This is a genomic window from uncultured Winogradskyella sp., assembly GCF_947498345.1.
Lineage (GTDB): Bacteria > Bacteroidota > Bacteroidia > Flavobacteriales > Flavobacteriaceae > Winogradskyella.
In genome coordinates this window covers 1-15,025 of sequence record NZ_CANMJY010000008.1, presented here as the reverse complement: position 1 = coordinate 15,025, position 15,025 = coordinate 1, and the positions used below count along the sequence as shown (strand labels likewise).

Here is a 15,025-nt window from a genome sequence, read left to right as displayed (position 1 = left end):
AATCCTGTGCTTTCTTCATTTACAGTAATTTTATTTGTAATTTTGCAATCGTTTTAAAATACTAAGTTTCACATTAAAAAATTATAAAAAATGAAAGTAACAGTAGTTGGTGCAGGTGCAGTTGGCGCAAGTTGTGCAGAATATATTGCCATTAAAAATTTTGCTTCAGAAGTGGTTTTGTTAGATATAAAAGAAGGCTATGCAGAAGGTAAAGCAATGGACTTAATGCAAACCGCATCTTTAAATGGTTTTGACACAAAAATAACAGGAAGCACAAACGACTATTCAAAAACTGCTAACAGTGATATTTGTGTAATTACTTCTGGTATTCCACGTAAGCCTGGTATGACACGTGAAGAATTAATTGGTATCAATGCTGGTATTGTAAAAACGGTTTCTTCTAGTTTAGTAGAACATTCTCCTAATACAATTCTTATCGTAGTAAGTAACCCTATGGATACGATGACCTATTTGGCTCATAAAACTACAGATCTACCAAAGCATAAGATTATAGGAATGGGAGGAGCTTTAGACTCAGCACGTTTTAAATATAGATTAGCTGAAGCTTTAGAAGCTCCGATAAGTGATGTAGACGGAATGGTAATAGGAGGACATAGTGACAAAGGTATGGTGCCATTAACATCGCATGCGACCAGAAACAGTATTAAAGTATCTGAGTTTTTATCCGAGGATAGACTAAATCAAGTAAAAGAAGATACTAAAGTTGGTGGTGCGACCTTAACCAAGTTATTAGGAACTTCTGCTTGGTATGCTCCAGGTGCTGCAGTAAGTGGATTGGTACAAGCTATTGCTTGTGATCAAAAGAAAATGTTCCCATGCTCTACATTGTTAGATGGAGAATACGGATTAAGCGACCTTTGTATTGGTGTACCTGTAATTTTAGGCAGAAATGGTATTGAAAAAATCATTGATGTGCCATTAAGTGACGCTGAAAAAGCACACATGGCTGAAAGTGCTGAGGGTGTTAAAAAAACCAACGGACTTTTAGAATTGTAAAATTTAAGCTTACATATATAATGATTTAAAGACTGCAGAGATGTGGTCTTTATTTTTTCTATATTTGCCGCATGAAAACCAAACTGCATTTTGGTATTTTAATTATTCTAATGACCTTTTTAGGGAGGTACTTAGAATCTTCAGTTGTACACAACCAACAAATTGTTGTACAGTTTTCAGATTTACAAATTACTAAAAGTGAATCTCAAGAGGCTATTGAAGCCATTCAGTTAAAGCTCAAAACTATAGGAGTTAAGGACATTCAAGTTGGTCAGAATCAAAAAGGACAACTTAAAATTACTTACTATAGCGAAACAGATATTCAGCATATCAAAGATGTTCTGTCTGATGGTAAAGATTTTGAGCTTGCCTATAATGTTAATAGGGACTATCCTAATAATCCTCTGGAGCAAAAACACACAAAAGACTACGAACTCAATATTTCTGAGATCAATAATAGCAATACTAACACTTGGGATTTTGAAGGTGTTAAAACTATAGAGCTACACCATAAGAGCGATAGGTTTAATAATCTTAAAGATTATAATGCTAATACTCAATTCAAATTAAGGACATTAGACCATCTTATTAAAGTCCGTGTTAAGTATAGCCATAATATTGCTTTAGTAATTGACAATGGGTCTTATAAGATACCAGAGGTTAGAGCAGGTCCTAATGTTTAAGGGAGACTTAATCATTAAATAACTCCCTTTTTTCAAAATAGCTTAACAGTCAATCAAAAGACTAATAAACAATTCATTTATACAATAAAAAATAATTGTCGAATGTCGTTGTAAACTCTATATTTGCGCGATTAAATTTCGACATAAAATAATTACAAAATGCAAAACAAAGGAATAATTAAACTGTTTGCAATCTTATTTGGTTTGGTAAGTATTTACCAATTGTCCTTTACATTTAAGGCCAACCAAATAGAAGATGATGCAAAGCAGGCTGCTGTAGCAAAATACGACGAAACAGTAAAGGATTATCAAGAATTAAGAACACAAGCCGAAATAAATTACTTAGATTCTTTAAAAACTTCTAAAATTGAAGTTGATGATAAGTTAGAGCCTATTGAGGTTTATAACCTTGGTGTTTCTCAATATACTTACAATGAAGTTGAGGATAATGCCATGAAATTAGGTCTTGACCTTAAAGGTGGTATTAATGCGATCATTCAAATTTCCGTTAAAGATATTTTACTTGGATTAGCTAATAATAGTAAGGATCCGGTTTTTAATAAAGCATTAGCAGATGCAGAAGAGCTACAGAAAGATGCTCAAGAATCGTATTTAGAATCATTTTTTAGAGCATTTGATGCTATTAAAGGAGATACCAAATTAGCGTCTCCTGATATTTTTGCAAATAGAGATTTAAGTGACGACATAACATTTGATATGTCTGATGATGCAGTAAAAACTGTTTTAGAACGTAAAATAGATGAGTCTATAGTATCAGCTTTTGAGGTGTTACGTAATCGTATTGATGGTTTTGGTGTATCGTCGCCAAATATTCAACGCTTAGGAAACTCTGGTCGTATTTTAATTGAATTACCAGGAGCACGTGATAAAAAACGTGTTGTAGATATCATTACTAAGACAGCACAATTACAATTTTGGGAAACATATAAAGCACAAGAGATATTTGGCTATGTGGCTCAAGTGAACCAAGCTATGGTTGAAGCTGCTAAAGATAGTTCTGAAGACGAAGTTGCTGAGGTTAATGAAGTTGAGCAAGACTCAACATCTAGTGCTATTGATGAATTAACAGGTCAAATAGAATCAGATACTACTAATGTTGCTGATATTAATCCGTTAGGAATACAAAGTCCTGGTAGAGGTCCTGTAGTTGCTTACTTCTTAGCAAAGGATAAGAAGAAAGTTATGGAAGCGCTTAATGCTCCAGAAAATAGATCGAAACTACCTGCAGAAATGCGTTATGCAAAATTTGTTTGGGGAATTCAGCAAAAGGATTCTGAACTGGCAGAACTATACGCAATTGAGGGAAATAGAGATGGAGAACCACAACTTAGTGGTGCTGTGATTACAGATGCTAGACAAGATTACGATCAAATAAGCAGACCTGCAGTAAGCATGCAAATGAATGCTAAAGGAGCTAAAATATGGGAAGAAATAACTAAAAAAGCTAATGAAGAAGATGGTAATATTGCTATCGTTTTAGATGATATTGTTTATTCTGCTCCTGGTGTAACCCAAGTAGGTGGAATCTCAGGTGGAAACTCTCAAATTTCTGGTGCTTTTTCATTAACAGAGGCAGTAGATTTGGCCAACGTTTTAAGAGCTGGTAAGTTACCAGCATCTGCGGAGATAGTACAAGCTGATGAAGTTGGGCCATCTTTAGGAAAAGAAGCGATTGATAGTGGAATGAAATCGTTCCTTATTGCATTAGCTTTTGTTTTACTTTGGATGATTTTCTATTATGGCAAGGCTGGTATTTTTGCTGATATTGCTTTATTATTAAACATTTTATTAATCTTTGGTGTATTAGCAAGTTTAGGTGCTGTATTAACCTTACCTGGTATCGCAGGTATTGTACTTACAATAGGTATTTCGGTAGATGCTAACGTGCTTATTTTTGAGCGTATACGAGAAGAGATAGCAAAAGGAAAATCTCAAAAGGAATCTATTAAAGATGGTTTCTCTAATGCTTTATCATCTATTTTAGATGCCAATATCACAACGGGTTTAACCGCTTTAATTTTATTTGTATTTGGTACAGGTCCAATTAAAGGTTTCGCAACAACTTTAATTATAGGTATTTTAACGTCTTTATTCACGGCAATATTTATTACACGTTTATTAATTGATTGGTGGGTAAATAGAGGAGGAACATTAGATTTCTCTACAGCAATGACTAAAGGGTTGTTTAAGAATGTAAATATTAACTTCTTAAAGAAACGTAAAATTGCATATGTGATTTCAGGCGTATTATTAACTGCAAGTGTTGTTTCTTTATTTACAAATAAATTAGACCAAGGTATCGATTTTGTTGGTGGTAGAACGTATCAGGTGCGTTTTGAGCAGCCTGTAAGCACAGAAGAGATTACCAATGTATTGAATGATCCAGCGGTATTTGGTAGTGCTGAGGTAAAAACTATAGGTGCCGCAAATCAGTTAAAAATATCTACTAAGTATAAAGTTGAAGATAATTCTGTTGAAGCAGATGACGAAGTACAAGCCAAACTATTTGAAGCTTTAAAGCCTTATTTACCTTCAGGTATGAGCTATGCGCAGTTTCAGGATGGTTCTGGCGAAGCTAAAATAGGTAAAATGCTATCGAGTAAAGTGAGCCCAACAATTGCAGATGACATTAAAAAATCTTCGTTCTGGGCTGTTTTAGGATCTTTAGTGGTTGTATTCCTTTATATCTTATTTAGATTTAAGAAATGGCAATTTTCATTAGGTGCAGTAGCTGCTGTTTTCCATGATGTATTGATCGTATTGGGTATCTTCTCGTTAACCTGGAAGTTTATGCCATTTAGTATGGAAATCGATCAAGCCTTTATTGCTGCAATTTTAACTGTAATTGGTTACTCGCTTAATGATACGGTTGTAGTGTTTGATAGAATTAGAGAATTCTTAAATGAACACACGTCTTGGGAGTTTGGTAAAACGATTAACGCTTCATTGAACAGTACATTAAGCAGAACTTTAAATACATCTGTAACAACCTTAGTGGTATTGTTAGCTATGTTTATATTCGGAGCAGATTCATTAAGAGGTTTATTGTTTGCTTTAATTGTAGGTGTAATTGTGGGTACATATTCATCGATGTTTATTGCTACACCATTAATGTATGATACAGCTAAGAAAGGAGATGCAGCCGAGTCTTTAAAGAAAAAAGTTAAAGAAGATGACCAAGAATAAGTATCGTTTTCTGGTTTAAAATAAAAAATGCCTTTCTGAAAAGAAAGGCATTTTTTGTTACTCAACAAACCTTTTTTACATTTTATCTATCATTAAGAAAAGTAATACAAAAAAGAGCTATATTAGGGAATATCTAAATCATCAACTTTTATATGAAAAAAGTATTACTCTTTGTATTCTCATTTGTGTTTACTTATTGTTATAGTCAGGATGTGCTAATGCAAAATGGTACTATTACTACTTGTTCAGGGATATTCTATGATTCAGGTGGTGAATTTTCTAATTATAGTGATAACGAAAGCTATATCTTAACAATTTGCCTTGAAGAAGCTGGTCAGCGTGTTAGGTTAGAATTTCAAGATTTTTTAATTCAACTTGATACCGATATAATGGCTGTTTATGATGGAGATGATACAACAGCAGACCTTATTGGTATATTTTCTGGAGCAGTATCGCCTGGATTAGCCTTTGCAAGTTTTGATAACCCTACGGGCTGTCTTACTATAGAATTTACTTCTAATGACTCTGGAAATGCTGCAGGATGGTCTGCTAATATTTCTTGTGCAACTCCATGCCAAGATATAACAGCAGTTTTAAATTCAACAATGCCTGTAGATAATGCTGAAGGGATAATTGAAGTTTGTGTTGATGATATCATAAATTTAAATGGAAGCGGAATTTTTGAAGTTGACGGAACTGGTGCCAGCTATACATGGGATTTAGGAGACGGAAATACGGCATCAGGTGAGAATGTTAGTATTTCATATAATCAACCTGGAGTATATTTAGTAAACTTAGATATTAGAGATGCTAACATGGATAATTTTATGTATGGTTGTCCTAATACAAATACAATAAATCAAATTATTAGAGTTTCTGGGCGACCAGATTTTACAGGTACTCAAGCAGTTGATAGTACATTATGCTTTGGTGATACAACTACAATAGAAGGTGTTGTTACACCTTTGTTGCTATTTTATAATTGTCCACCACCAGAAAGTGAAGAAACATTTTTACCAGATGGAAGCGGAGTGGCATATAGTACATGCATAAATGTTACTTGTTTTGAGGATGATGCTGTATTAACAGATGTTTCGCAAATACTAGATATTTGTATGAACATTGAGCACTCTTATTCTGGGGACTTAGATATTTATATACAAAGTCCTAGTGGTCAAGAGATTAAATTGTTTGATCAAGCTGGAGGTGGTACATATTTTGGTGGTGCAAATGACGATGAATCGCTTACGCCAGGTGAAGGTGAAGATTATTGTTTTTCCATGAGTGCTACTACATTATTAGCTGATGCACCTACAGAAATAAATGGAATCAATCCACCGAGTGATTCCTGGGTGCCTGGAACTTATCTTCCTTATGAAAGTTTTAATGCATTAATAGGTAGTCCATTAAATGGTGAATGGTGCATTAGAATTATAGATAACCTAGGCATAGATAATGGTTATATTTTTTCATGGGAGCTCAATTTTGATTCTAGTGTACCACAAGAAGATTTTGAGTATGTCCCTACTTTTGCTTCTCAAAGTTGGGATTCTAATCCAAGTATTACTGAAGTAAATGGTAATAGCATTACTGTTGCACCATCTTTTGCGGGTGAACATTGTTACACATTTAGAACCATAGATGAATTTGGTTGTGAATATACTCAGGAGGTATGCGTAATAATGACAGCTGAAGGTCAACCACCTACAACATTTTACGAAGATTTAGATGGTGACGGCTATGGTGATTCCGATAATACTATCGAGGATTGTTCTGATAATCCGCCTTTTGGGTATGTTACTAATGGTTTAGATTGTAACGATTCAAATAATCAAATAAATCCTGATGCTAGTGATTCTGAAGGTAATGGAATCGATGAAAATTGTGATGGAGTAGATGGAAACCTTCTTAGTATAGTTGATGTTAATACTAACCAAATAAAAGTATTGCCGAATCCATTTACAAGTTTAATAAAAATTGATATGCCAGAAGCAATGTTGGGTAGAAACTTAAATGTGAATATTTATGATTTAAGCGGTCGATTAGTTTTTCAGGAAACTTATTCTAATACTAATAATCTAATCACAATAAGTTCAATTGATGAACTGGAAGATGCATATTATTTTTTAGAAATCTACAATGAAGATATAGGTCTAAAAACCATAAAAAAGATCATTAAAAAATAGAATGATTAATTTTAGATTACTCTAAAGTCAGAAACGCAATTCGGTCACCTATTTCTAACTGCCATTCATCACAAAGCCCGGCATTGATTTCTAATACATATTGGGCAGGAGCTTCAGAAGGGAGAGACGCCTCGTTAAAAGGTTTTGCATTCTTTTGAAAACTTACAATTTTATAGTTTTCGTCTATATAAATAATATCTAAAGGAATTTTAGTATTCTTCATATAGAAACTTCTATAATCCATATCTGGAAATATAAATAGCATACCATGGTTAGTCTTTAGTTGGGTTCTGTACATTAAACCAGTTTGAGTCTCATAATCATTATCTGCTATTTCAATATCTAAAGTTTTAATAATAGAATCCGATTCTGCTTTTTTAAGATGTAATACACCTTCCTTTTTAAAACTGACAATGACTTTATCTTCAGTTTTATTAGTTTTACTCTCATTACAACCAAAAAGTGTTGCAAGAGTAATAAATAATAAAGGATACCTTAATATAGCTTTTAACTGCATTAACTCAATTCGGTTTTTGGTTTATATAAAAACATAAAATACAAACCAATTAAGATAAAAGGAATACTTAATAACTGACCTGTATTTAGCAACCAATCTGCGCGTTCAATATTTTGAGCTTCTTTTACATATTCTACAAAGAATCTAACAGTCCAAAGTAAAACAAGAAACAATCCAAATAAAAAGCCTTGCTGTTCAGATTTTTTAGTTTTCCAATAGAAATATAAAAGGATTAAAAACACAAAAATATAACAGAATGCTTCATACAATTGTGCAGGATGTCTAGGTTCTGTTTCACTCAATTGTCTAAAGACGACACCAAAATCGCTACCCGTATATTTACCAATAATTTCTGAATTGATAAAGTTACCTATTCTAACAAACACAGCACCTAAAGCTACAGGTATTACAACGCGATCTAAAATCCACATCACAGATTTTTTCAAGACTTTTTTATTGTATAGGTACATTGAAATAATCATACCAATAGCAGCTCCATGACTTGCCAACCCTTGAAAACCTGTAAACCGTATACCGTCTTTAAAACTAAAAGGCAAAAAGATACTAAAGAAATCTTCTGAGATTAATTCTGATTGATAAAAGATTACATGCCCCAATCTTGCACCTAACATAATTCCTATAACAGAATATATAAATAAAGAATCTAAAGAGTCATTAGATTCTCTTTCGTTTTTCCAAACACGCTTTATAACTTGAAAGCCTAAAACAAAGGCTACAATCCACATAACACTGTAGAAATGAAGTTCAAAAAAACCTAAATCAATAGACTTTATAGGATCCCAGTATATTTTTAATAGATGCATATATATATTCTATTTATGCTGTAAATATAATATTTTGAATATGATTGAAATTGAGATTAACGTAATATTAATCTTCTTTTGGAGGAACCGGATCATAACCCTTTCCGCCGAAGGGATGACAGCTAAAAATACGTTTTACAGCCAATTTTCCACCTTTAAAAAGCCCATGTACCTCCAAGGCTTCTTTTGTATAATGTGAACAAGTGGGTTCATATCTACATGTTGCTGGAGTAATTGGGGAAATTAAGGTTTGATAGACTTTAATTAAAAATAGAAAAGGCGCAATCAGAATTTTTTTCATAGCAATGGTAAAATCTTCCTTAGCATAGGGTTTTAGGGTTGGCTTCTAATTCGTCGTAAATGTTGTGCCTTCCCTACTATCATTTAATTGAATACCAACTTCAGCTAGCTCATCCCTGATTTTATCAGATAAAGCAAAATCTTTATTTAACCTTGCTTCTTTTCTAAGGTTAATTAAAATTTCTACAGCACCAGATAATTTATCAGTCCCGAAATTTTCTTTTGAGACATTAACCAAACCTAAAATGTCAAAAGTAAAGGTCTCTATGGTTTGCTTTAGCAATTCTAAATCTTCTTTAGTTATACTAGCACTTTCGTCTTTAACTTGGTTAATAAATTTAGCAGCATCAAAAAGTGTGGCGATTAAAATTGGAGTATTAAAATCGTCATTCATGGCGTCATAGCATTTCTGTTTCCATACATTAACATCAAAAGACGAAGTATAATCACTAGTTTTTAATTTTTCAATTAGATTAATAGAATCCATTAATCTATTAAAACCTTTTTCAGCTGCTTTTAATCCTGCATCAGTCAAATCTAAAATACTTTTGTACGAGGCCTGCATCATAAAAAAACGAACAACCATAGGATTATAACCTTTAGACATTTTATCATTGTCACCAGATAATAATTCTGCAGGGTTAATATAATTACCGGTTGATTTACTCATTCGGGCACCATTAAGCTCAAGCATATTAGCATGCATCCAATATTTCACAGGGTCTTTTCCCTTAGCAGCTTGGTTTTGTGCAATTTCACATTCGTGATGAGGAAATTTTAAATCCATTCCACCACCATGGATATCAAAACGTTCACCAAGATACTTTGTGCTCATAGCCGTACATTCTAAATGCCAGCCAGGGAAACCGTCACTCCATGGAGAAGGCCATCGCATAATGTGTGTAGGTTCTGCCTTTTTCCAAAGGGCAAAATCTTGAGGATTCTTTTTATCACTCTGTCCGTCTAATGAACGTGTATTGTGTATTAGGTCTTCAAGTTTTCGCTTACTTAAAATGCCATAAGTATTAGATGTGTTGTATTTATGCACATCAAAATATACTGAGCCATTAGTAACATAAGCAAATCCATTCTCAATAATAGTTTCAATAAGCTCTATTTGTTCAATGATATGACCTGTTGCAGTTGGTTCAATGCTTGGCGGTAAAAAATTAAAAGTATTTAATACATTGTGAAAATCTACAGTATAGCGTTGTACAATTTCCATCGGTTCTATGGCTTCTAACTTAGCTTTTTTAGTTATTTTATCTTCTCCAACATCACCATCATTTTCTAAATGACCAGCATCGGTAATATTACGCACATACCGTACTTTATACCCTAAATGCTTAAAGTAACGAAAAATCATATCAAAAGACATAAAGGTTCTTACGTTACCTAAATGTACATTGCTGTATACGGTAGGGCCGCAAACATACATACCAACATAGCCATCGCTTATAGGTTTAAAAACTTCTTTTTCGCCAGAAAGTGAGTTGTATATCCTTAGGGTTTGATCGTTGTATAATGGCATATTGTAAATATGAAAAATCTAAAATAAAATTAATACTAGTCTGAGAAAATAAAATTAAAATTGAGTGTCTAATTGAATGTAATCTAAAAATTCTCTTCGTGTTTCTTTTTCTTTGAATTTCCCGCCAAATTCCGAGGTTACAGTACTACTTTCAATATCTCTAATTCCACGAGAATTAACACACAAATGTTTAGCGTCAATGACACAGGCAACATCTTCAGTATTCAATACACTTTGAAGTTCTTTTACAATCTGAATCGTTAAACGTTCCTGCACTTGAGGACGTTTAGCAAAATAATCTACAATACGATTCATTTTAGATAAGCCTACTACTGTACCATTAGAAATATAAGCTACGTGGGCACGGCCTACAATAGGTAATAAGTGATGCTCACAAGTAGAATACACTGTAATATTTTTTTCCACCAACATTTCACCATACTTGTACTTATTCTCAAAGGTTGAAGCATTTGGCTTTTTATTAGGGTCTAAACCGCCAAAAATTTCATTTACAAACATCTTAGCGACACGATTTGGTGTGCCATTAAGGCTATCATCATTAAGATCAAGTCCCAAAGTTTCCATGATGTGTCTCACATCATCTTGTATAATTTCTACTTTTTCGCTATTAGTTAGTTTAAAAGCATCATCCCTTAAAGGTGTATCACTTGCAGAACCAATATGGTCATCACCTAAAGCATCTATATCATTAAAATCACTATCGATTTTCATTATAATAAAAATTATGAATCAAATTCTAAAAATCAAAGCGCAAAGATACGTAATAAAAATAGCATGTAAGGGGTAGGAGATTTATAAATGAACTTGTTATATGTGTAAAACCGTTAAAATGCTAATTACATTGACGAATTAACAGCGGTTTTACCAAAATTTTCTTAATTTTCGAAACTTTAAAAATTACGGTTAAGCTATGAACAAATTACTAACTATTCTTGTTGTATTACTATTGCCTATGTCTGTATTTGGGCAACAAACAAAACAAAAGCAACCTCTACCTTTGGCAAAGTTTAATGATAATGTTAAACTACCACTTAGTTCAAAAGAACGAGCCCAGATTACAGAAGTATATGGTGAACATGCAGAGAAGTATGTTTTTAGTAAACCATTTCAGTTAAAAAGTATGAAACAACTTCTTAGGAATAGGGTTGTAATTAAACAAATAACTGATGAGAACGAAAGAAAAGTTTGCCCAAAACTATCTGAAATCCCTCTATTTACCAGTTTTGTCTCAGATTTAAAACGAGATACTGAATTTAATCCAAATACTTTTAATCCTTTAAAGTATAATTTTGAATTTCATTCTATAAATGCCTCAATGTACCAAGTTGATGGCACTAATTATTATATCATCATCAAATCTCAATATCAATAAAAACTTAAGCATGAAGAATTTATTTACAATAATTTCAATAGTATTTTCATCGGTATTGATAGCACAAGATATCAGTATGCAAAATGGAACGTTTAATCAATGTGGTGGTGTTTTGTACGATTCGGGAGGAGAGTTTGGAAATTATGGCAACGACGAAACTTTCATTCTTACTATATGTCCTGAGAACCCAGGACAAAGAGTTCAATTAGATTTTACTGAATTTACAACACAGCTTAACGCTGATGTTTTAACCATTTATAATAGTGATACTAATGATCCTGCAGAAGCATTTGGTCAATTTTCAGGAGTAACTAGCCCAGGTTTTGTATCTGCAACTGAAGCCAATACAAGTGGATGTCTTACACTAGAGTTTACTTCAAACGGTACTGGTAATTCTACAGGCTGGGCTGCAGACATTTCATGTAGAACGCCCTGTCAAGTTATAAATTCTCAAATAGATTCTTCCTCGCCTGTTCCCAATGGTGATGGTTATATTCGAGTATGCCCTAATGAAGAGATTACACTAAATGGAAGTGGAATTTTTGAAATTGATGGTACAGGCGCTACTTACGAATGGGATTTAGGTGATGGTAATACCGTAGCTGGACAAACTGCTACATTTTCATACCCTGATCCTGGTGTATATATTGTTAACTTAAATATACGTGATACAAATACATCCATAGATCCTGATGGGTGCTCAAATACCAATTTAATAAATCAGGTTATTCAAGTGGCTACAGAACCAGACTTTACTGGTACTGCTGCTGCTGAATCTACTATATGTTTCGGTGAGTCAACCACTATTGAAGGTATAGTAAATCCAGTACCTTTTATAAATGATTGTACACCGCCAGTTAGTGGAACTACCTTTTTGCCTGATGGTTCAGGTGCTCAATATGAGACATGTATTACTGTAGATTGTTTTGATTCTATGCAAACACTTACAGACCCTAATCAGCTAATTGAGGTATGTGTTAATATGGAGCACTCGTTTTCTGGGGATTTAGATATTTTTATTCAAAGCCCTAATGGACAGGAAGTACGATTATTTGATCAAGCAGGAGGCGGTACATATTTTGGTGGTGCAAACGATGACGGAACTAATACACCTGGAACAGGTGAGTTGTATTGTTTTTCTATGAGTGCAGCGGTATTATTAGCTAATGCTCCTACCGAAACTAATGGTACAAACCCTCCTGGTAATTCATGGGTTCCAGGAACATATTTACCTTTCGAAGATTTTAATGGTCTTGTTGGAAGTCCTTTGAATGGCGATTGGTGTATTAGAATTGTTGACAATTTAGCTATTGATAATGGTTATATTTTTGAATGGTTTTTAAATTTTGATCCTACAATTCAACCTCCTGAGCTATCGTTTACTCCTATTATAGATAATGAAGCTTGGGATGCTGATCCTACGATTACAAATACAGCAGGTAATATTATTACGGTAACGCCACCAGATGCAGGTCAATATTGTTATACATATAGGGTTACGGATGATTTTGGTTGTGAGTACACTGAAGAAGTGTGTATAGATGTACTGCCAGAAATTGTGACGGAAACACCAAGTAATTTATTTGTGTGCGATACAGGTATGCCTCCCTATATTTTTGATTTAGAAACAAATACAGCTGTTGTATTAGCCAGCTCAACGATTCCTGCTGATATGGTAGTGACCTACCATAATTCATTAGCAGATGCAGATGCAGATACAGGAGCCATTGCTGGGTTGAATAATTACTCAGGTACTGATGGTGAAATCATATATATAAGAGTAGAATATTTAAATTCTAATTGCTACGAAGTACTTTCATTTACATTAAATGTCGCGGGGCAACCAGATATTAATGCTGTGCCAGATTTAGTATTATGCGATGACCCTTCTAACGATGGCTTTGAGGAGTTTGATTTAAGCTTACAAACATTAGGGATTTTAGGATCACAAGCAGCTACAGATTTTAATGTTACTTATCATTTAAGTTTTGCTGATGCTGATGTTGGTACGGGAGTACTCCCAAATTTATACACTAATAGTATAAATCCTGAACCAATTTATGTTAGAGTCGAAAGTGCTGGAGATTCTAATTGTTACAATGCTACTGCAAACCCTTTATTTAACCTTGTAGTTAACCCAAGAGATGATGCGTCTTTTACTGTAACACCAACTTGTGATGGAGCTACTGTAAACGTAACTGGAGTAGCAGGCGGGACATTTACATTTAACCCTGCACCAACTGATGGTGCGGTAATTGACCCTAATACGGGCTTAGTTACTGGTGGTACTTCTGGTGCAACCTATACAATTGAGTATACTACAAATGGTGTGTGTCCTTCAACAAATGCTCAAACTTTTAATGTCATTGATATTGACAACCCATCATTCACAGTAACACCTACCTGTGATGGTGGTACAGTCACAATAACAGGTGATACAGGAGGTATCTTTAGTTTTAATCCTGTTCCAACAGATGGGGCAGTTATAGACCCTACTACAGGTGAGGTTACCAATGCAACCCCAGGTGATAGTTATACGATAGAGTATCTTACCTCAGGCACATGTCCTGCATCAAGCACTCAGGTTTTAACAGTATTAACATTAGATGACCCAGGTTTTACATTAACAGCGACATGTGACGGAGCGACAGCAATAATAACAGGTGATGCAGGCGGTACATTTGTTTTAAATCCTGATTTAGGGGATGGTGCGACAATAGATCCAGCTACGGGGACGATAACCAATGGCGTTTCAGGTACGACTTATACGGTAGAATATACCACAGCAGGCAATTGTCCACAATCATCAACACAAAATGTGACTGTACTTACCTCGGATGATGCATCTTTTACAATAACACCAACTTGTGATGGTGGTACAGCGACAATCACAGGTACTACAGGTGGTACATTTAGTTTTAACCCAGACCCAGGTGATGGTGCTGTTATTGATGTAACTACAGGTGAAGTAACAGGTGGTAGTCCAGGGGCTTCTTATTCTATTTCCTACACTACAGTAGGGGTATGTTCAGATACACAAATAGTAACCTTTAATGCCTTACCAATTGACGATGCAAGTTTCTCAGTAGCGCCAACTTGTGATGGAGGTCTGGTAACTATAACAGGCACTATAGGCGGTACATTTAGTTTTAATCCAGCACCTGTTGATGCTGCCGTTATAGATCCTAATACAGGAGATGTCACCAACGGAACGCCAGGTGAGACCTATTTTATAGAGTATGTAACTTCAGGAATATGCTCAAATAGCAGTATTGTTGAATTTATGGCTCACCCCCTCCCCACAGTCGTAGTACCTACGGTATTAGAGGTTTGTGACGATGGAGTACCCGATGGTTTAACAGAGATA

General features: G+C 34.3%; 11 protein-coding genes. 6 read left to right on the top strand and 5 right to left on the bottom strand.

Annotated elements, in window-relative coordinates:
• The first annotated feature begins 90 nt into the window (after positions 1–90).
• The 4 genes from mdh (at position 91) to Q0912_RS11400 (ending at position 7,093) form a co-directional block, all read left to right on the top strand.
• Positions 91–1,017 (top strand): malate dehydrogenase, encoded by a 927-nt coding sequence (mdh, locus tag Q0912_RS11415; RefSeq protein ID WP_299115155.1) that lies wholly within the window; start codon positions 91–93, stop codon positions 1,015–1,017.
• Positions 1,018–1,088: 71 nt separating this feature from the next.
• Positions 1,089–1,700: a hypothetical protein gene (locus tag Q0912_RS11410; protein ID WP_299115153.1), complete on the top strand. Its 612-nt coding sequence runs from the start codon at positions 1,089–1,091 to the stop codon at positions 1,698–1,700.
• Between the two features lie 159 nt (positions 1,701–1,859).
• Positions 1,860–4,907, top strand: a complete 3,048-nt coding sequence (gene secDF, locus Q0912_RS11405; protein ID WP_299115151.1) for a protein translocase subunit SecDF — start codon at positions 1,860–1,862, stop codon at positions 4,905–4,907.
• A gap of 152 nt (positions 4,908–5,059) precedes the next feature.
• Entirely contained in the window at positions 5,060–7,093 is a 2,034-nt protein-coding gene (locus Q0912_RS11400; protein ID WP_299115149.1) for a PKD domain-containing protein, read from the top strand.
• Between the two features lie 16 nt (positions 7,094–7,109).
• Here the strand turns inward: Q0912_RS11400 and Q0912_RS11395 are convergent, their stop codons facing one another.
• The 5 genes from Q0912_RS11395 to folE form a co-directional block, all read right to left on the bottom strand.
• Positions 7,110–7,610, bottom strand: a complete 501-nt coding sequence (locus Q0912_RS11395; protein ID WP_299115147.1) for a DUF192 domain-containing protein — start codon at positions 7,608–7,610, stop codon at positions 7,110–7,112.
• Entirely contained in the window at positions 7,610–8,434 is an 825-nt protein-coding gene (gene lgt, locus Q0912_RS11390; protein WP_299115145.1) for a prolipoprotein diacylglyceryl transferase, read from the bottom strand. The genes Q0912_RS11395 and lgt overlap by 1 nt, the downstream gene beginning before the upstream one ends.
• A 67-nt stretch (positions 8,435–8,501) precedes the next feature.
• Positions 8,502–8,735: a membrane protein insertion efficiency factor YidD gene (gene yidD, locus Q0912_RS11385; RefSeq protein WP_299115143.1), complete on the bottom strand. Its 234-nt coding sequence runs from the start codon at positions 8,733–8,735 to the stop codon at positions 8,502–8,504.
• 45 nt (positions 8,736–8,780) lie between these two features.
• Complete coding sequence (cysS, locus tag Q0912_RS11380) at positions 8,781–10,265, bottom strand: cysteine--tRNA ligase (protein ID WP_299115141.1); 1,485 nt, start codon at positions 10,263–10,265, stop codon at positions 8,781–8,783.
• Positions 10,266–10,319: 54 nt separating this feature from the next.
• Positions 10,320–10,997 (bottom strand): GTP cyclohydrolase I FolE, encoded by a 678-nt coding sequence (gene folE, locus Q0912_RS11375; RefSeq protein ID WP_299115139.1) that lies wholly within the window; start codon positions 10,995–10,997, stop codon positions 10,320–10,322.
• Between the two features lie 199 nt (positions 10,998–11,196).
• Between folE and Q0912_RS11370 the strand changes: the two genes are divergently transcribed.
• Together Q0912_RS11370 and Q0912_RS11365 are read left to right on the top strand one after the other, a co-directional pair.
• The gene (locus tag Q0912_RS11370) at positions 11,197–11,658 is read left to right on the top strand and encodes a hypothetical protein (RefSeq protein WP_299115138.1); all 462 of its coding nucleotides are present in this window, start codon (positions 11,197–11,199) and stop codon (positions 11,656–11,658) included.
• Positions 11,659–11,668: 10 nt separating this feature from the next.
• Positions 11,669–15,025: PKD domain-containing protein (locus Q0912_RS11365; RefSeq protein ID WP_299115136.1), on the top strand; the 3,357-nt coding region annotated here is incomplete at its 3' end.